We start from the raw sequence: 19,174 nt of genomic DNA on the forward strand, positions 1-19,174 counted from the left end.
TTTGGTGGGGACGATCGGCCGAAAACACCGAAGGACGGCCCCGCGGGAGGCGGGACCGCCCTTCGGCGGAGGGTGGGGAAGGAGGATCTAGGGGATCAGAGCTTCGCCCACGCGTCGGTGAGGCTGGTCCGCAGGATCTGCTCGATCTCGTCGAAGGTCGACTGGTCGGAGATCAGCGGCGGGGCCAGCTGGACGACCGGGTCGCCACGGTCGTCGGCGCGGCAGTACAGGCCGTTGTCGAAGAGCGCCTTCGACAGGAAGCCGTAGAGCACGCGCTCGGTCTCGTCGTCGTTGAAGGTCTCCTTGGTGACCTTGTCCTTGACGAGCTCGATGCCGTAGAAGTACCCGTTGCCGCGGACGTCGCCGACGATCGGCAGGTCGCGCAGCTTGCTCAGGGTGCCCAGGAAGCGCGACTCGTTGTCGAGCACGTGCTGGTTCAGGCCCTCGCGCTCGAAGATGTCGAGGTTGGCGAGCGCCACGGCCGAGGAGACCGGGTGGCCGGCGAAGGTGTAGCCGTGCAGGAAGGTGTTGTCACCCTTGTAGAACGGCTCGGCGATGCGGTCCGAGATGATCGTGGCGCCGATCGGGGAGTAGCCCGAGGTCATGCCCTTGGCGCAGGTGATCATGTCCGGCACGTAGCCGAACTTGTCGGCGCCGAACATGGTGCCGAGGCGGCCGAAGGCGCAGATGACCTCGTCCGAGACCATCAGCACGTCGTGGCGGTCGCAGATCTCGCGCAGGCGCTGGAAGTACCCGGGCGGCGGCGGGAAGCAGCCACCGGCGTTCTGCACCGGCTCGACGAAGACGGCGGCGACGGTCTCGGGGCCCTCGAAAAGGATGGCCTCCTCGACCTGGTCGGCGCACCAGCGGCCGTACGCCTCGGGGTCGACGGTGCCGTCGGGGCCCTCGAGGTAGTGCGGGGCGCGGTAGATGTTGGTGTTCGGGGCCTTGTGGGTGCCCGGCACCAGCGGCTCGAACGGGGCCTTCAGGCCCGGCAGGCCGGTGATCGACAGGGCGCCCTGCGGGGTGCCGTGGTAGGCGATGGCCCGCGAGATGACCTTGTACTTGGTCGGCTTGCCGATGAGCTTGAAGTACTGCTTGGCGAGCTTCCAGGCGGTCTCGACGGCCTCGCCGCCACCGGTGGAGAAGAAGACCTTGTTCAGGTCGCCCGGGGCGTAGTTGGCCAGGCGCTCGGCCAGCTCGACGGCCTTGGGGTGCGCGTAGCTCCAGATCGGGAAGAACGCGAGTTCCTTGGCCTGCTTGGCGGCCACCTCGGCGAGCTCGGTGCGGCCGTGACCGGCCTGCACGACGAACAGGCCGGCCAGGCCGTCGATGTACTTCCGGCCCTTGTCGTCCCAGATGTAGGTGCCTTCGCCCTTGACGATCGTCGGCACGGGGGAGTTCTCGTACGACGACATGCGGGTGAAGTGCATCCACAGGTGGTCGTAGGCGGTCTTGGAAAGGTCCTTCTGCGCCGGGTCGGCTGTCATCGGGTGCCCCAGGTGTAGGTCTGTTTCCGGAGCTTCAGGTAAACGAAGCTCTCGGTGCTCCGCACGCCGGGAAGCGCGCGGATGCGCTTGTTGATCAGTTCGAGCAGGTGCTCGTCGTCCTCGCAGACCAGTTCGGCCAGGAGATCGAACGAGCCTGCGGTGCAGACGACGTAGTCGACCTCGTCGAGGGCGGCCAGCGCGTCGGCGACGGGCTCGATGTCGCCCTCCACCCGGATCCCGACCATCGCCTGGCGGGTGAAGCCGACGGTGAGCGGGTCGGTGACGGCGACGATCTGCATCACGCCCTGGTCGAGCAGCTTCTGGACGCGCTGCCGCACGGCCGCCTCGGACAGGCCGACGGCCTTGCCGATGGCGGCGTACGGGCGACGCCCGTCCTCCTGGAGCTGCTCGATGATCGCCTTGGAGGCGGCGTCGAGGGGAACGCTGGCGTTCCGGTCGCGGTTGGCCACGCCGCCACTGTGCCCGATCGTTCCCCTGTTCGCAAGCGCGGAAACTGCTGATTTCGTCGTGATCTTGGAAGTCGCGTACGGATTTCATCGCCTGAACGGACTTGGTCTGTCGAATCCGGCAGTGGTCCGGCTACCCTGGCCACGGTACGCGCGCAGCCCCGCAGGGCCGCGCGCGTTCCGCCAAACCAGTGGACCGCGCCGCAGTGGGCCCGGCCACTCGGCGCCTTCGTACGGCGGGCCCGTCGACGTACCATGGCGCCGGAATCTGCAACGCCGCAGGCCCAGACCGAGGAGAGACCCGTGAGCGACCTTCGTACGCTGCGCAACTACATCAACGGTGAGTTCGTCGATGCGGCGGACGGCCGCACGCTCGACATCGTCGACCCCACCACCGGTGAGGTGTACGCGACCTCTCCGCTGTCCGGCGCCGCCGACGTGGACGCCGCCATGGCCTCGGCCGACGCCGCCTTCCCGGCCTGGCGCGACGCCACCCCGAGCACCCGGCAGAAGCTGCTCCTCAAGATCGCGGACGCGGTCGAGGCCCGTGCCGACGAGATCGTCGACGCCGAGGTGCGCAACACCGGCAAGCCCCGCGGGCTGACCCTCTCCGAGGAGATCGGTCCGATGGTGGACCAGATCCGCTTCTTCGCCGGCGCCGCCCGCCTGCTGGAGGGCAAGGCCGCGGGCGAGTACATGGACGGGATGACCTCGATCGTCCGCCGCGAGCCGGTCGGCGTCTGTGCCCAGGTCGCGCCGTGGAACTACCCGATGATGATGGCGGTCTGGAAGTTCGCCCCGGCCATCGCCGCGGGCAACACCGTCGTGCTCAAGCCGTCCGACACCACCCCGGCCTCCACCGTGCTGCTGGCCGAGATCATCGGCGGCATCCTCAAGGACATGGAGCTGCCGGCCGGCGTCTTCAACGTCATCTGCGGTGACCGCGAGACCGGCAAGCTGATGGTCGAGCACAAGACCCCGGCGATGGCCTCCATCACCGGCTCGGTGCGCGCCGGCATCTCGGTCGCCGAGTCCGCCTCCAAGGACGTCAAGCGCGTCCACCTGGAGCTGGGCGGCAAGGCGCCGGTCGTGGTCTTCCAGGACGCCGACATCGCCGAGGCCGTCGAGGGCATCTCGGTCGCGGGCTTCTTCAACGCCGGCCAGGACTGCACCGCCGCCACCCGCGTGCTGGTGCACGAGTCGATCCACGACGCCTTCGTCGAGGCGCTGGCGAAGGCCGCAGCCGAGACCAAGACCGGTGGCGTGGACGACGAGGACGTGCTCTACGGCCCGCTGAACAACGCCAACCAGCTGAAGCAGGTCTCCGGCTTCATCGAGCGCCTGCCCTCGCACGCCAAGGTCGAGGCCGGTGGCCACCAGGTCGGCGACAAGGGCTACTTCTACGCCCCGACCGTCGTCTCCGGCCTGAACCAGGACGACGAGATCATCCAGCACGAGGTCTTCGGCCCGGTCATCACCGTGCAGAAGTTCTCCGACGAGGACGAGGCCGTCGGCTACGCCAACGGGGTGGAGTACGCCCTGGCCTCCTCGGTGTGGACCAAGGACCACGCCCGCGCCATGCGGATGTCGCGCCGCCTGGACTTCGGCTGCGTCTGGATCAACACCCACATCCCGCTGGTCGCCGAGATGCCGCACGGCGGTTTCAAGAAGTCCGGCTACGGCAAGGACCTCTCCTCCTACGGCTTCGAGGACTACACCCGCGTGAAGCACGTGATGACGGCCATCTGAGTGCGGCTGTCGAGCATGTGATCGCCGGTCCCCGATCGTGTGATCCGACGACGGGCCCGGGTCGTTCCGACCCGGGCCCTGTGTCTTGTCACCCTGTCGGCTGTTCGCGTGACCGCCTGACAAGATGAACCTGCACCGCGGGGGCCGGACTCCCTAGCCTTGCCGCATGAGCATCCCCACCGCTGACTCAGCCGCCGGCCAGGCCGTCAAGGCCGCCGACCGCGCGCACGTCTTCCACTCGTGGTCCGCCCAGGCGCTGATCGACCCCCTCGCGGTGGCCGGCGCCGAGGGCTCGTACTTCTGGGACTACGAGGGCAACCGCTACCTCGACTTCTCCTCCCAGCTGGTGAACACCAACATCGGGCACCAGCACCCGAAGGTCGTCGCCGCGATCCAGGAGCAGGCCGCGAAGCTCTGCACCATCGCGCCCGGCTTCGCGGTCGAGTCCCGCAGCGAGGCGGCGCGGCTGATCGCCGAGCGCACCCCCGGCGACCTCGACAAGATCTTCTTCACCAACGGCGGCGCCGAGGCGAACGAGAACGCCATCCGGCTGGCGCGGCTGCACACCGGTCGGCAGAAGGTCATGTCGACCTACCGCTCGTACCACGGCGCCACCGCCAACGCGATCGCCCTCACCGGCGACCCGCGCCGCTGGGCCAACGAGACCGGCGTCTCCGGCGTGGTCCACTTCTGGGGCCCCTACGCCTACCGCTCCAACTTCCACGCCGAGAACGAGGCGCAGGAGTGCGAGCGCGCGCTGGAGCACCTGGAGCAGGTGATCGCGTTCGAGGGCCCGGGGACGATCGCGGCGATCATCCTGGAGACGGTGGTCGGCACCGCCGGCATCCTGGTCCCGCCGGCGGGCTACCTGGCCGGGGTCCGGGAGATCTGCGACCGGTACGGGATCGTCTTCATCCTGGACGAGGTGATGGCGGGCTTCGGCCGCACCGGCGCCTGGTTCGCCGCCGACCACTGGGGCGTCACCCCGGACCTGCTGACCTTCGCCAAGGGCGTCAACTCGGGCTACGTCCCGCTCGGCGGCGTGGCGATCAGCGCGGAGATCGCCGCGACCTTCGCCGAGCGGCCGTTCCCCGGCGGGCTCACCTACTCCGGCCACCCGCTGGCCTGCGCCTCGGCCGTCGCCACGATCAACACCATGGCGGAGGAGGGCATCGTCGAGAACGCCCGGAACATCGGCGAGAACGTCCTCGGCCCCGGCCTGCGCGAGCTGGCCGAGCGCCACCCGTCGATCGGCGAGGTCCGCGGCCTCGGCGTGTTCTGGGCGCTGGACCTGGTGAAGGACCGCGCGACCCGTGAGCCGCTGGTGCCGTACAACGCGGCCGGCGCCGCCAACGCGCCGATGGCCGAGCTGGCCGCCGCCTGCAAGCAGCGCGGGCTCTGGCCGTTCGTCAACATGAACCGCTTCCACGTCGTCCCGCCGTGCACCGTCACCGAGGAGGAGGCGAAGGCCGGCCTCGCGGTCCTCGACGAGGTGCTGTCGCTCACCGACGCGCACACTGTCTGACACACCGACAGGACGGCCCCGGGCGCCCGTGCGCCCGGGGCCGTCCCACGCTCCGGAGGCCCCACCATGCCCAGCACCACCCTGCCCCGCCGCCCGAGCGGTGCCCGCCGCCCGAGCCGCCGCGGCGTCCTCGGCGCCGCCGCCGGACTGTTCGGGGCCGGCGCCCTGACCGGCTGCGGCATCCCGTCCGCCTACGTGGCCGAGGACCGCCGCTCGGCCCCTGACCGCTCGGAGAGCGAGAAGCGGCTGGGCTTCTCCAACTGGACGCAGTACATCGACACCGACGACGACGGCCGGCGCCCGACCCTGGACGGCTTCACCGAGCGGACCGGGATCGAGGTCACCTACACCGAGGACATCAACGACAACGACGAGTTCTTCGGCAAGATGGGCCCGGTGCTCACCCAGGGCACCGACCCCGGCCGCGACCTGATGGTGGTCAGCGACTGGATGGCCGGCCGGTACGTCTCGCTCGGCTGGGTGCAGACCCTGGACCGGGCCAACCTGCCCAACGTCACGGCCCGGCTGGACCCGCAGCTGGCCGACCCGGCCTTCGACCCCGGCCGCCGGCGCAGCGTGCCCTGGCAGTCCGGGATCACCGGCATCGCCTACAACCGCAAGGAGCTCGGCCGGGAGCTGAAGTCCGTCACCGACCTCTGGGCGCCGGATCTGAAGGGACGGGTCACCCTGTTCGCCGGGCTGGACGAGGCGCTCGGCCTGCTGATGCTCTCCCACGGCGCCGACATCTCGGCCTTCACCGCGGACGACGCGCACCGGGCGATGGACCAGGTGCAGCGGATGGTCGACAGCCGGCACATCCGGCGCTTCACCGGCAACGACTACACCAGCGACCTCGCCTCCGGGGCCGCGCTGGCCTGCCAGGCCTACTCCGGCGACGCCGTCCAGCTCACCGCCGAGAACCCGGACATCGCCTTCGTGGTGCCCGAGGAGGGCGGCGAGCTCTGGGCCGAGAGTCTGCTGATCCCCAACCGGGCGGGGCACAAGCGCAACGCCGAGCTGCTGATCGACCACTACTACCAGCCGGAGGTGGCGGCCGAGCTGGCCGCCGCCGTGCAGTACATCTGCCCGGTGCCGGCCGCCCGTGAGGTGCTGGCCGCCAGCGGGGACCGGGAGAAGGCCGAGCTGGCGGAGCACCCGCTCGTCTTCCCGACCGAGGAGATGCGGGCCAGGCTGCACACCATGCGCGACGTCTCCGCCGCCGAGCGGCCGGACCTGCACAAGGTCTGGACCCGCATCACCGGGGTGTAGCCGCCCGGCCCCGGCCCCGGCCCCGGCCCCGGCCCCTGCCCCTGCGCCTGCCCCGGCCCCTGTCTCTGGCCCTGCCCGGTCCCGTTCCTGTTCGTCGTGGACCGGGCGGGGGGCCGCCGGGGCTACCGGCGCACGGCGTCCAGCGCCAGCAGGGCCACGTGCAGGGAGAGACAGGACTCGACCTGGTCGAGGTCGACGCCGAGGATCCGCTCGACCTTGTGCAGCCGGTCGTAGAAGGACGGCCGGGACAGGTGCGCGGCGTCCGCGGCCGCGGACTTGTTCCGCCCCTGCTCCAGGTAGATCCGCAGCATCTGCACCAGCTGGCCGTTGTGCTCCGCGTCGTACGCGAGCAGCGGGCCCAGCTCGCGCTCCACGTAGGTCTGCAGCCGGGCGTCGTCGCGCAGCAGGTGGAGCAGGCCGCGCAGGCGGACGTCGGGCAGCCGGTAGTACGCGGCCGCCCGGCCGCCGGGTGCGTCGTGCAGGGCGGCGTCGGCGACCTGGGTGGCCTCCAGCAGGGTGCGCCGGGCGTCGCGGACCGAGCCGACCGAGGAGCCGACCGCGATGACCGGGGCCGGCACGGGCGCGGCGTCCCGGGAGGACTCCGCGGTCAGCCGGCGCAGTGCGGCGGCGAAGGCGTCCAACGCGGTGTGCTCGTCCTGCTGAGCGCCGAGCGCGATCAGCACGCCCACGCCCTCGTCGTCCAGCGCGCCGACCAAGGCGGACAGCCGGCAGCCGCGGACGGCTCCGGCGGCCAGCTCGGTGAAGTCCCGCAGCCGGGCCTGGGCCTCCAGCGCCGCCGGGATCGGCCCGCGCCGCTGCCGCAGCACCACCCCGACCAGGCGCCGGCCGTCCAGCGGCACGCCCAGCGCCTGGGCGCGCAGGGCCACCTCGGAGACGGTCAGCGCGTGGGTGAGGATGCCGGAGAGCAGGGTGCGGTGGGTCTGCCGCTCCAGGCTCTCCCGGTCCCGGACCACAAGCCGGTTCAGCGCCAGGGCGGAGGCCCCGCGCTCCAGCAGCATGGTGTGCGGGTGCGGGGCGCCGTCCGGCAGCGCCCCCGGGTCCTGCACCAGGACCAGCCGGCCCCAGTCCTGGCCGCGGGCGCCGACCGTGGTGACCAGCCAGCCGCTGCGCGGGTCGTGGCCGGTGCGCCCGGCCGGGCGGACGCCGCGCGAGCGGCGCTCCCAGTCCTCCAGTAGCTCGGTCTCCGGCCGGCCGGCGGTCTCGTGCGCCAGCACCTGGTGGGCGAGGTTCTCCAGGACGACCGGCGCGCCGGCCATCCGGGCCACCTGCCGGACCACCTCGGCCGGCTCGGCGCCCTCCACCACCAGCTCGTTGAAGACCTGGTGGACCGCCTCCGAGGTGCGCAGCTGCTCCAGCTGGGCGTTGACGACCAGCGCGTGCACGGCCTCGGTGACGGCGACGAAGCGCAGCTCGCGGCGGAGGGCGATCAGCGGGAAGCCGCGCTGCTCGGCGGCGTGCACCAGGGCGCGCGGCAGCGAGTCGAAGTAGCGCCGGCCGAACTCGATGACCAGCCCGGCCACGCCGACCTCGTCCAGCTCGCGAACGTACCGGGCCAGGCCCTCGCGGTCCTCGGGCAGGGCGATCCCGGTGGTCAGGACCAGCTCGCCGCCCTGGAGGACACCGGCGACGTCGGGCAGCTCGCTGACGTGGACCCACCGGATGGGGCGCTCCAGCCGGTCGGCGCCGGCCACCACCTGGGGGAGGCCGCGGCGCATCACCTCCAGGTCGAGCACACGGGCGACGGTGGGGAGCATCGCGGGGCCTCCAGGGTTCAGAGTGTCAGGTAAATCATCCACCGCGGCGACGACCTGTTGCCCTGCCCGAAGCCTTGCACCCTGTAAGGCGCTTCGCTCCGAGGTTGTCGGAGTGACCCTTGTCACCCGCCGACGGCAGCAGGCATGGTCAGCGGGTCGGCTGTGGCGAGACCCGGACATCACCGTCGGAATCCGTCGCGTGACCAGAAAGCAACGCCGGAATCCCTTGTCGGGGGTCCGGCGGGCCTGCCAGGATCGCGCTCCCCGGTGATCGACCGGACGGATTCCCCCGCACCCCGAGCGCGGCGGCTCGACCAGCCGCACGACGCCGGTGCGGGCCCTCGGCCCGTCGGCGCGTGCAGCACGACGGGGGCCGACGCGGCCGTCCGTGCGGCACTCGAACCACCGGGACTTGGAGGAACCAGATGGACCTGACCGACTTCGGCGCGGGCGCGCAGTACATCGCGGGTCGGCAGAGCCGGGGGAGCGGTGATCCCTTCCAGGTCGTCAACCCCGCCGACGGCAGTGTCGTCGAGGAGTTCTCGCTGGCCTCCGCCGGCCAGGTCGACGAGGCCGTCGCCGCCGCCCGGGCCGCCCTGCCCGGGTGGGCCGGCGCCACCCCCGGCGCCCGTTCCGAGGTGCTGACCAGGCTGGCCGCCGTCCTCACCGACGCGGCCGCCGACCTCGCCCGGGTGGAGACCGCGCAGACCGGAAAGCCGATCAAGCTCTCCACCGAGTTCGACGTCCCCGGCACCATCGACAACACCGCCTTCTTCGCCGGGGCTGCCCGCAACCTGGAGGGCAAGGCGGCCGGCGAGTACTCCGGCGACCACACCTCGTACGTGCGGCGCGAGGCGATCGGCGTCGTCGGCTCGATCTCGCCGTGGAACTACCCGCTGCAGATGGCCGCCTGGAAGGTCCTCCCGGCGATCGCCGCCGGCAACACGATCGTCCTGAAGCCGGCCGAGCTGACCCCGCTCACCTCGCTGATGTTCGCCCGTGCCTGCACCCTGGCCGGCGTCCCGGACGGCGTGGTCAACGTCGTCACCGGTGCCGGCCGGGTCGCGGGGGAGCACCTGGTCGCGCACCCGGACGTCGCGATGGTCTCCTTCACCGGCTCCACCCAGGTCGGCAAGCGGGTCGCCGAACTCGCCACCGCGACCGTCAAGCGCACCCACCTGGAGCTCGGCGGCAAGGCCCCGTTCGTGGTCTTCGACGACGCCGACCTGGACGCCGCCGTGCACGGCGCGGTCGCCGCCTCGCTGATCAACAGCGGCCAGGACTGCACCGCGGCCACCCGCGCCTACGTCCAGCGGCCGCTCTACGACGCCTTCGTGGCCGGCGTGGCCGAGCTGTACGGCGCGATCCGCCTGGGCGACCCGCTCGACCCGCAGACCGACCTCGGCCCGCTGGTCTCCTTCACCCACCGCGACCGGGTGGCCGGCTTCGTCGAGCGCGCCCGCGGGTACGCGACCGTGGTCACCGGCGGCGCCGCCCCCGGCAAGGGCCACGACGGCACCGACCTCACCCGCGGCGCCTACTACCGCCCCACCCTGATCACCGGCGCCGCTCAGGACAGCGAGGTCGTCCAGGGCGAGATCTTCGGCCCGGTCCTGGTCGTGCTGCCCTTCGACGGCGACGACGAGGGCCTGCGGCTGGCCAACGACACCCCCTACGGGCTGGCCGCCTCGGCCTGGACCGGCAACGTCCACCGGTCGCTGCGGGCCACCCGCGAGCTCGCGGCCGGCTGCGTCTGGGTCAACGACCACATCCCGATCATCAGCGAGATGCCCCACGGCGGCTACAAGTCCTCCGGCTACGGCAAGGACATGTCGCAGTACTCGCTGGACGAGTACACCCAGGTCAAGCACGTCATGTTCGACACCACCGCGGTCGCCCGCAAGGACTGGCACCGCACCGTCTTCGGAGACAGATAACCGGACCCGGGTGGTCCCCCACACCCCCCTTCGCCCCCCAGGAGGCCCGTCCCATGGCGTTCAACGAGCTCACCGACGGACTGTCGGAACCGGTCCGCAAGGCCTGGGAACGCAGTCTGACCAGCGGCCGGGCCGCCCTCAGCCGGCGCACCGTGCTGCGCGCCGCCGCCCTCACCGCCGGCGCGGGTTCGCTGGCCGCGTGCGGCATCCCGCCGGCGAGGAGCACCGACGCGACCGGCGACTCCACCGCGAACGCCGCCAAGGACCTCTCGGACAGCGAGAAGGAGGTGAACTTCTCCAACTGGCCGCTCTACGTCGACACCGACGAGAACGACAAGGAGAAGCACGGCACCCTGGAGGCCTTCACCGCCGCCACCGGGATCAAGGTCAAGTACACCGAGGACGTCAACGACAACGTCGAGTTCTTCGGCAAGGTCAAGCCGCAGCTCGCGGCCGGCCAGGACACCGGCCGCGACCTGATGGTGCTCACCGACTGGATGGCCGCCCGGCTGATCCGCCTCGGCTGGGCGCAGAAGCTCAACCCGGCCAACGTCACCACCGCCATCACCAACGTCGAGTCCCGCTTCCGCGCCCCGGACTGGGACCCGGGCCGGCTCTACAGCTACCCGTGGGCCGGCATCCAGGTGGTCATCGCCTACAACAAGAAGGCCACCAAGGGGAAGGAGGTCACCAGCGTCGCCCAGCTGCTGGAGGACCCCGACCTCAAGGGCCGGGTGACCTTCCTCTCCGAGATGCGCGACAGCATCGGCATCACCCTGCTGGACATGGGCAAGGACCCGGCGAAGTTCACCGCCGACGACTACGGCGCCGCGATCGCCCGGCTGCAGAAGGCGGTCGACAGCAAGCAGATCCGCCGCTTCACCGGCAACGACTACGGCCAGGAGCTCTCCTCCGGGGACATCGCCGCCTGCGTCGCCTGGGGCGGTGACCTGATCCAACTGCGCGCCGACAACCCGGACATCGAGTTCGTCATCCCTGAGAAGGGCTTCGTGACCAGCACCGACAACCTGCTGGTCCCGGCCAAGGCCCAGCACAAGGCGAACGCCGAGAAGCTGATCGACTTCTACTATCAGCCGAAGATCGCGGCGCAGCTGACCGCGGGCATCGGCTTCGTCTCCGCCGTCACCGGCGTGAAGGAGGAACTGGCCGCCCTCGCCCCGGACAGCGCGGCCAACCCGCTGGTCGTCCCCACCCCCGAGATGGCGGCCAAGGCGCACGTCTTCCGGACCCTCACCGAGACCGAGGAGAGCGACTTTGAGGAGAAGTTCTCCAAGCTCATCGGCGCCTGACCCCCACTGACGGCAGAGAAACCAGAGAGACACCACCCATGACAGAGCAGCAGAGCTCCGCGGCCGCCGGCGGCGACGTCCGCCTCACCGGCATCGGCAAGACCTACGGCTCCTTCACCGCGGTCCACCCGCTGGACCTGACCATCCCGCAGGGCTCCTTCTTCGCCCTGCTCGGCGCCTCCGGCTGCGGCAAGACCACCACCCTGCGGATGATCGCCGGCCTGGAGGAGCCCACCACCGGCACCGTCCTGATCGGCGGCCAGGACGTCACCGCCCTGCCCCCGTACAAGCGGCCGGTGAACACCGTCTTCCAGAGCTACGCGCTCTTCCCGCACCTCGACATCTTCGAGAACGTCGCCTTCGGCCTGCGCCGGCGCGGCAAGAAGGACGTCAAAAAGCAGGTCGACGAGATGCTCGAACTCGTCGAACTCGGCCAGTACGCCCGGCGCAAGCCGCACCAGCTCTCCGGCGGCCAGCAGCAGCGCGTCGCCGTCGCCCGCGCGCTGATCAACCACCCGCAGGTGCTGCTCCTCGACGAGCCGCTCGGCGCCCTCGACCTCAAGCTCCGCCGCCAGATGCAGCTGGAGCTCAAGCGGATCCAGACCGAGGTCGGCATCACCTTCGTCCACGTCACCCACGACCAGGAGGAGGCCATGACCATGGCCGACACCATCGCGGTGATGAACGGCGGCCGGGTCGAGCAGCTCGGCGCCCCCGCCGACCTCTACGAGAACCCCGCCACCACCTTCGTGGCCAACTTCCTCGGCCAGTCCAACCTGCTGCCCGCCGACGTCAGCGGCAGCGAGGGCGGCGACCTGCTGCTCACCGCCGCCGGCGCCCGGCTCGCCGTCCCGAAGGCCCGCTGCGCCACCGAGGCCACCAAGGTCCACCTCGGTGTCCGGCCGGAGAAGATCACCATCGAGCACGCCTCCGCCGAGGTCGCCGACGGCCGCAACCGGCTGGCCGGCACCGTGCTCGACTCCAGCTTCATCGGCGTCTCCACCCAGTACGTGGTGCGCACCGACGGCGGCCAGGAGGTGACGGTCTTCGAGCAGAACATGGAGCGCGACGCCCGGATCGTCCCCGGCGCGCCCGTCGTCCTGCACTGGAACCCCGCGCACTCCTTCGCCCTGGACGCCTCGCAGGCGATCGACGCGGGCACCGGGGAGGCCGCGGCATGACCACCACCACCGCGGCCGCGCCGCCGCAGGCCATACCCCCCGACGACGGCACCGTCCCGGCGCCCGCCCCGAGGACGCGGCGCAAGCTCACCCCGTACTGGCTGCTGCTGCCCGGCATCGCCTGGCTGGTCGTCTTCTTCGCGGTGCCGATGGTCTACCAGGCCTCCACCTCGCTGCAGACCGGCTCGCTGGAGGACGGCTTCCACGTCACCTGGCACCTCGCCACCTACTGGGACGCCCTGGTCGAGTACCGCTGGCACTTCGTCCGCTCGTTCGGCTACGCCGCCACCGCCACCCTGCTCTGCCTGGCCGTCGGCTACCCGCTCGCGTACACGATCGCCTTCAAGGCCGGGAAGCGCTGGCGCAACGTCATCCTGATCCTGGTGATCGCGCCGTTCTTCACCAGCTTCCTGATCCGCACGCTGGCCTGGAAGACCATCCTCTCGGACGGCGGCCCGGTGGTCGGCGCCCTCAACGCGCTGCACGTCCTGGACGTCACCAGTGCGCTCGGCCTCACCTCCGGCGACCGCGTGCTCGCCACGCCGCTCGCCGTGGTCTGCGGCCTCACCTACAACTTCCTGCCGTTCATGATCCTGCCGCTGTACACCTCGCTGGAGCGGATCGACCCGCGCCTGCACGAGGCGGCCGGCGACCTCTACGCCCGCCCGTTCACCACCTTCCGCAAGGTGACCTTCCCGATCTCGCTCCCCGGCGTGGTCGCGGGCACGCTGCTCACCTTCATCCCGGCCTCGGGCGACTACATCAACGCCCAGCTGCTGGGCTCGCCGAGCGAGCAGATGGTCGGCAACGGCATCCAGAAGCAGTTCCTGAACGTGCTCGACTACCCCACGGCGGCCGCGCTCAGCTTCATCCTGATGGCCCTGATCCTGGGCATGGTGACGGTCTACATGCGCAAGGCCGGGACGGAGGAACTCGTCTGATGTCCCGAGTGTTCACGTGGATCCGCGCCCACCTGGTGGTGCTGGCCGGCCTGCTGGCCCTGGCCTACCTGATACTGCCCAACCTGGTGGTCCTCGCCTTCTCGTTCAACAAGCCGGTCGGCAAGTTCAACTACGAGTGGAACGAGTTCTCCACCGACGCCTGGACCGACCCCTGCGGCGTCGCCGACATGTGCCAGTCGCTCTCGCTGAGCCTCCAGGTCGCGGTGCTCGCCACCATCGGCGCCACCGTGCTCGGCACCATGGTCGCCTTCGCGCTGGCCCGCTACCGATTCCGCGGCCGCTCCGCCACCACCGCGATGATCTTCCTGCCGATGGCCATGCCCGAGGTGGTCATGGCCGCCTCGCTCGGCACGCTCTTCCTCAACATGCGCATCCCGTTCGGCTTCACCACCATCCTCATCGCGCACATCATGTTCTGCCTGAGCTTCGTCGTGACGGCGGTCAAGGCCCGCGTGATGAGCATGGACCCGAGGCTCGAACAGGCCGCCCAGGACCTCTACGCCACCCCGACCCAGACCTTCCTGCGGGTCACCCTGCCCCTCGCCGCCCCCGGCATCGCGGCCGGCGCGCTGCTCAGCTTCGCGCTCTCCTTCGACGACTTCATCATCACCCAGTTCAACTCGGGCCCGACCACGGTCACCTTCCCGATGTTCGTCTGGGGCGCCTCGCAGCGCGGCATCCCGGTGCAGGTGAACGTCATCGGCACCGCGATGTTCATCGCCGCGGTCGCGCTCACCGTGGCGGGCCAGTGGCTCGGGAACCGCCGGAAGGCCACCGCCTGACCACCCCGGCCGCCGGCCCGGCGTACCGTCGGGGAGACGGCCGGACAACCACCACCAATGTGCAGAAAGTGGCTGATAATGCATGGACTCCGCCCGCGCACTCAGTGACGCCAGGCCCACCCCCTTCTGGCTGGAGGACCCGGGCCGGCCGGCGGCACTGCCCGCCCTGGTCGGCGACACCACCTGCGACCTGCTGGTCGTCGGCGGCGGATACTCCGGCCTCTGGACCGCCCTCATCGCCAAGGAGCGCGACCCCTCGCTGGACGTCGTGCTGGTCGAGGGCAAGGAGGTGGGGTGGGCGGCGTCCGGTCGCAACGGCGGGTTCTGCGCGGCCAGCCTGACCCACGGCTTCGGCAACGGCCTGCAGCGCTGGCCCGCCGAACTCGGCCAACTGGAGCGCCTCGGTGCCGCCAACCTGGACGGCATCGAGGCGACCCTCAAGCGCTACGGCATCGACGCAGAGTGGGAGCGCACCGGCGAGATCGACGTCGCCACCCAGCCGCACCAGCTCGACGAACTGCACGAGGTGGCCGAGGCCGTCGCCCGGTACGGCCTCGACGTCACCGTGCTCGACCGCGACGAGCTGCGCGCGCAGGTCGACTCGCCGACCTTCCTCGGCGGGATCTGGGACCGGGAGGGCGTGGCGATGGTCCACCCCGCCAAGCTGGCCTGGGGCCTCAAGGAGGCCTGTCTGGGCCAGGGCGTGCGGATCTTCGAGCACACCCCGGCCAACGACCTGGGCGAGCACGGCAGCGGCATGGCCGTCCGCACCCCCTACGGGCGGGTCTTCGCCCGCAGGGTCGCGCTCGGCACCAACGTCTTCCCGTCCCTGGTCAAGCGCGTCCGCCCGTACGTCGTCCCGGTGTACGACTACGCGCTGATGACCGAGCCGCTCAGCGACGAGCAGCTGGCCGCGATCGGCTGGAAGGGCCGCCAGGGCCTCGGCGACAGCGCCAACAAGTTCCACTACTTCCGGCTCTCCGCCGACAACCGGATCCTCTGGGGCGGCTACGACGCGGTCTACCACTACGGCGGGCACGTCCGGCACGAGTACGACCAGCGGCCGGAGACCTTCCGCACCCTGGCGCACAACTTCTTCCGCTGCTTCCCGCAGCTGGAGGGCCTGCGCTTCACCCACGCCTGGGGCGGTGCGATCGACACCTGCAGCCGGTTCTCCGCCTTCTTCGACACCGCATACCGCGGCAAGGTCGCCTACGCGGCCGGCTACACCGGGCTCGGCGTCGGTGCCACCCGCTTCGGCGCCGAGGTGATGCTCGACCTGCTCGCGGGCGCGCGGACCGAGCGCACCTCGCTGGAGATGGTCCGCAGCAAGCCGCTGCCGTTCCCGCCCGAGCCGGTGCGCTGGGCCGGAATCGAGATCACCACCCGCTCCCTGGAGCGGGCCGACCGCACCGGCGGCCACCGCAACCTATGGCTGCGCACGCTCGACCGGCTGGGGCTCGGCTTCGACAGCTGACCCGTTCGGACCCGTTCGCCCCGTTCACCCGCGTGGGGGCCGTCCACCGGTTCCCGCGCGGGTGAACGCGCCTTCCGGGCGGCCGATCGAGGTTTCCCGGGCAAGCCCGTGTAAGAGATGCCCGCCGTCCGCCTCTCGTCGGTGACGGCGGGTTCCTCGTTCCCGCCGCACGACGATCAGCAGCCACGCTGGGGGACGGGACAGGCCATGGAGCACACGGGACACGGCACGGAGCACACCGCACTGCACTGGCTCGCCGGAGCCGCACCGGATCCGCTGGCCTGCCGGGCACGGTGGGAGCGCACCGGACCGGGACTGGTGCTGCTGCCCGCCGGCCGCCGCTGGGACGTCCTCTCGGTACCCGGCCGGCTCGGCCGCCCGGCCCTCGACATCCTGGACACCGGCTTCTGCGGACCGGTCCTCACCGACCCCGCCGGCGAGAGCCTCGGCTTCCTGGTGCCCGTCGGCACCGCCGCCCGCTGGGTCGGCACCGGCGTGCGCACGGCGGGCAGCGGCACCTGGATCGTCGTCCCGCACCCCGAGCGGCGCAGCCGGGGAGTGCGCTGGCTCGTCCCGCCCGACGGCTCCGGCCGGCTCAACGACCCGGTGCTGCTGGAACTCGCCCTGCACGAGGCCGCCGCCAGGATCAGCGACCGGTGAGACCCGCCGGTGCCGTCGCGGTCGGTCCCCGTCGCGGCGGTCGACCGTGGGCGCGCGGAGCGGCCGGCCGCGTCAGACTGGAACCGTGACCACCGCCCCGGACGCCGTCGACGCCTCCCTCCACCCGGGCCCGCCCCAGCTGCGGCTCGCCGAGCTGGCCGCGCCCGTCTGCGACCGGCTCGGGCTCGCCCTGGCCGGTGGGCACGCGCTGCGCGCCCACGGCGTGCCGGCCTGCGCCCAGGACGGGCTCACCCTGGTGACGAGCGGCGAGACCGATCTGCCGGAGGCCGCTGCGGACCTCTCCGCCGCCTACCGGGCGGCCGGCGGCGGAGTCGCCGAGCGCCCCGGCACCCCGCGCCTGGAACAGCTCTCGGTGCGGCTGACCCTCGGCGGGCGCTCCCACACGGTGGAGCTGCGCAAGGAACCGCTGGGCCACCGGCCGGTCCGCCTGGACCTCGGCGCGCCCGCGCCCGGGGAGCCGGCCGTGGCCGTGCCGGTCGTCGCCCTGGAGGATGCGGCGGCGCTGACCACCGCGTTGCTCGTCGACCGCGGCATGCCGCGGGACCTGATCGACGTCCACGCGCTGACCGCCTGGTACCAGGAGGGCGAGCTGCTGGCGCTGGCCACCGCGCTGGACGCGGACTTCCAGCCCACCGTGCTCGCCGACCGCCTGGAGACGCTGGCCGAGGCCGCGGACGGGCGGTTCCGCGCCCGGGGGCTCCCGGCCGGCGCGGTCGACGGCCTGAAGCGGTGGGCCCTCGCCTGGTCACAGGACCTCCGGCTCGACCTGCTGGAGACCCAGGAGGCACCGGACGGGCTGCACGACCCCTACCTGGAGGCTGCGGAGGAGGACGCTGACGGGGACGCCGACGGAGTCGCCGGCGGAGCCGCCCCCGGCGAGTCCGCGGACGTCTGACGGGGGCCTCCGGCAACGTGCCGCCGCCCGTTCGGCGGAGCCGGCCTACGACCTGTAAGGCTGAATCCCGGATCCCCGTCAGCCTGTTCGTTGAGGCGCGCGACGGCGGCGACCAGACTGGGTGGTGAGCGCGGTAGCCCCGTGATCCCGTCGCCCGGCCCACCCGCGGGCGGCGCCAGACAAGGGACCGGCGGCACGACGCCGCCCGGGACTTCGGAGGCAGACGGACCTTGAGCAAGCACATCACCCACTGGATCGGCGGCGAGCCGGTCGCCACCGCCGGCGCCACGCCCCGTCGCGGTGACATCTTCGACCCGGCCACCGGCCAGGTCACGGGCCACGTCGACTTCGCGGAGATCGCCGAGGTCGACCAGGCGGTCGCCGCCGCGGCCTCGGCCTTCGCCGAGTGGCGCAACGCCTCGATCGCCAAGCGCACCACGGTGCTCTTCAACTTCCGTGAGCTGCTCAACGCCCGCCGGGACGAGCTGGCCTCGATCATCGTCTCCGAGCACGGCAAGGTGCACTCGGACGCGCTCGGCGAGATCGCCCGCGGCCTGGAGGTCGTCGAGTACGCCTGCGGCATCCCGCAGCTGGTCAAGGGCGGCTTCAGCGAGCAGGCCTCCACCGGTATCGACGTCTACTCGATCCGCCAGCCGCTCGGCCCGGTCGCGATCATCTCGCCGTTCAACTTCCCGGCCATGGTGCCGATGTGGTTCTTCCCGATCGCCATCGCGGCCGGCAACACCGTGGTCGTGAAGCCCTCGGAGAAGGACCCGTCCGCCGCCAACTTCCTGGCCGAGCTGTGGAAGGAGGCGGGCCTGCCGGCCGGCGTCTTCAACGTCGTCCACGGTGACAAGGTCGCCGTCGACCGCCTGCTGGAGCACCCCGACGTCAAGGCGGTCAGCTTCGTCGGCTCGACCCCGATCGCCCGCTACGTCTACGAGACCGGCACCCGCTACGGCAAGCGCGTCCAGGCGCTCGGCGGCGCCAAGAACCACATGCTGGTCCTGCCCGACGCCGACCTCGACCTCAGCGCGGACGCCGCCATCAACGCCGGCTTCGGCGCGGCGGGCGAGCGCTGCATGGCGGTCTCCGTCCTGGTCGCGGTGGACCCGATCGGCGACGAGCTGGTCGAGAAGATCAAGCAGCGGATGGCGACCCTGAAGGTCGGCCCCGGCTGCAACGGCGACTCGGAGATGGGCCCGCTGGTCACCGGGCAGCACCGGGACAAGGTCACCTCCTACGTGGAGTCCGGCCTCGCCGACGGCGCCGAGCTCGCCGTCGACGGCCGCAAGCACCCGGTCGCCGCCGAGGACAAGAACGGCGCCCCGACCGCGGACGGCTTCTGGCTCGGCCCCACGCTGTTCGACCACGTGAAGCCCGGCATGTCCGTCTACAACGACGAGATCTTCGGCCCCGTGCTGTCCGTGGTGCGCGTCGCCTCGTACGAGGAGGGCGTCGCCCTCATCAACGCCAACCCGTACGGCAACGGCACCGCCATCTTCACCAACGACGGCGGCGCGGCCCGGCGCTTCCAGCACGAGGTGGAGGTCGGCATGGTCGGCATCAACGTGCCGATCCCGGTCCCGGTCGCCTACTACTCGTTCGGCGGCTGGAAAGCCTCGCTGTTCGGTGACTCCCACGCCTACGGCCCGGACGGCGTGCACTTCTTCA

Annotated in this window: 15 protein-coding genes (1 of these 15 only partly in view); 12 read left to right on the forward strand and 3 right to left on the reverse strand. The window is 71.6% G+C overall.

Annotation, left to right across the window (positions count from 1 at the left end):
* Positions 1 to 95: 95 nt before the first annotated feature.
* Positions 96 to 1,490, reverse strand: a complete 1,395-nt coding sequence (locus tag RMN57_RS25885) for an aspartate aminotransferase family protein (RefSeq protein WP_313765699.1) — start codon at positions 1,488 to 1,490, stop codon at positions 96 to 98.
* The gene (locus tag RMN57_RS25890) at positions 1,487 to 1,960 is read right to left on the reverse strand and encodes an Lrp/AsnC family transcriptional regulator (protein ID WP_030243538.1); all 474 of its coding nucleotides are present in this window, start codon (positions 1,958 to 1,960) and stop codon (positions 1,487 to 1,489) included. The genes RMN57_RS25885 and RMN57_RS25890 overlap by 4 nt, the downstream gene beginning before the upstream one ends.
* A 252-nt stretch (positions 1,961 to 2,212) precedes the next feature.
* On the opposite strand from RMN57_RS25890, the gene RMN57_RS25895 reads away from it, so the two are divergent.
* The 3 genes from RMN57_RS25895 (at position 2,213) to RMN57_RS25905 (ending at position 6,500) form a co-directional block, all read left to right on the forward strand.
* A complete protein-coding gene (locus RMN57_RS25895; RefSeq protein ID WP_313765700.1) occupies positions 2,213 to 3,706 on the forward strand; it encodes a gamma-aminobutyraldehyde dehydrogenase in 1,494 nt (497 codons plus the stop codon).
* 166 nt (positions 3,707 to 3,872) lie between these two features.
* Positions 3,873 to 5,231 (forward strand): aspartate aminotransferase family protein, encoded by a 1,359-nt coding sequence (locus tag RMN57_RS25900; protein ID WP_313765701.1) that lies wholly within the window; start codon positions 3,873 to 3,875, stop codon positions 5,229 to 5,231.
* Between the two features lie 66 nt (positions 5,232 to 5,297).
* Positions 5,298 to 6,500 (forward strand): spermidine/putrescine ABC transporter substrate-binding protein, encoded by a 1,203-nt coding sequence (locus RMN57_RS25905; protein WP_313765702.1) that lies wholly within the window; start codon positions 5,298 to 5,300, stop codon positions 6,498 to 6,500.
* Between the two features lie 122 nt (positions 6,501 to 6,622).
* Here RMN57_RS25905 and RMN57_RS25910 read toward each other — a convergent pair whose 3' ends face one another.
* Positions 6,623 to 8,275 (reverse strand): PucR family transcriptional regulator ligand-binding domain-containing protein, encoded by a 1,653-nt coding sequence (locus tag RMN57_RS25910; RefSeq protein WP_313765703.1) that lies wholly within the window; start codon positions 8,273 to 8,275, stop codon positions 6,623 to 6,625.
* Between the two features lie 425 nt (positions 8,276 to 8,700).
* Here RMN57_RS25910 and RMN57_RS25915 point away from each other — a divergent pair, with 425 nt between their 5' ends.
* The 9 genes from RMN57_RS25915 to RMN57_RS25955 form a co-directional block, all read left to right on the forward strand.
* Entirely contained in the window at positions 8,701 to 10,212 is a 1,512-nt protein-coding gene (locus tag RMN57_RS25915) for a gamma-aminobutyraldehyde dehydrogenase (protein ID WP_313765704.1), read from the forward strand.
* 53 nt (positions 10,213 to 10,265) lie between these two features.
* A complete protein-coding gene (locus RMN57_RS25920; RefSeq protein WP_313765705.1) occupies positions 10,266 to 11,522 on the forward strand; it encodes a spermidine/putrescine ABC transporter substrate-binding protein in 1,257 nt (418 codons plus the stop codon).
* Between the two features lie 38 nt (positions 11,523 to 11,560).
* The gene (locus RMN57_RS25925; protein WP_313765706.1) at positions 11,561 to 12,703 is read left to right on the forward strand and encodes an ABC transporter ATP-binding protein; all 1,143 of its coding nucleotides are present in this window, start codon (positions 11,561 to 11,563) and stop codon (positions 12,701 to 12,703) included.
* The gene (locus tag RMN57_RS25930; protein WP_313765707.1) at positions 12,700 to 13,644 is read left to right on the forward strand and encodes an ABC transporter permease; all 945 of its coding nucleotides are present in this window, start codon (positions 12,700 to 12,702) and stop codon (positions 13,642 to 13,644) included. The genes RMN57_RS25925 and RMN57_RS25930 overlap by 4 nt, the downstream gene beginning before the upstream one ends.
* The gene (locus RMN57_RS25935; protein WP_313765708.1) at positions 13,644 to 14,447 is read left to right on the forward strand and encodes an ABC transporter permease; all 804 of its coding nucleotides are present in this window, start codon (positions 13,644 to 13,646) and stop codon (positions 14,445 to 14,447) included. Before RMN57_RS25930 ends, RMN57_RS25935 begins: the two co-directional genes overlap by 1 nt.
* Before the next feature lie 82 nt (positions 14,448 to 14,529).
* Positions 14,530 to 15,924, forward strand: coding sequence for an FAD-dependent oxidoreductase (locus RMN57_RS25940; protein ID WP_313765709.1), 1,395 nt, complete (start codon positions 14,530 to 14,532; stop codon positions 15,922 to 15,924).
* A gap of 207 nt (positions 15,925 to 16,131) precedes the next feature.
* Positions 16,132 to 16,584, forward strand: coding sequence for a hypothetical protein (locus RMN57_RS25945; RefSeq protein ID WP_313765710.1), 453 nt, complete (start codon positions 16,132 to 16,134; stop codon positions 16,582 to 16,584).
* An 85-nt stretch (positions 16,585 to 16,669) separates the two neighbouring features.
* Positions 16,670 to 17,500 (forward strand): nucleotidyl transferase AbiEii/AbiGii toxin family protein, encoded by an 831-nt coding sequence (locus RMN57_RS25950; RefSeq protein ID WP_313765711.1) that lies wholly within the window; start codon positions 16,670 to 16,672, stop codon positions 17,498 to 17,500.
* A gap of 230 nt (positions 17,501 to 17,730) precedes the next feature.
* Positions 17,731 to 19,174, forward strand: partial view of a CoA-acylating methylmalonate-semialdehyde dehydrogenase gene (locus RMN57_RS25955; protein WP_313765712.1) — the 5' portion only. 80 nt of this gene lie beyond the right edge of the window; the window shows 1,444 of its 1,524 coding nt (coding positions 1-1,444); the start codon lies at positions 17,731 to 17,733; the stop codon falls past the right edge of the window.

This window comes from Kitasatospora sp. CM 4170, from assembly GCF_032110285.1.
In the GTDB taxonomy this organism is placed as follows: Bacteria; Actinomycetota; Actinomycetes; order Streptomycetales; family Streptomycetaceae; genus Kitasatospora; species Kitasatospora aburaviensis.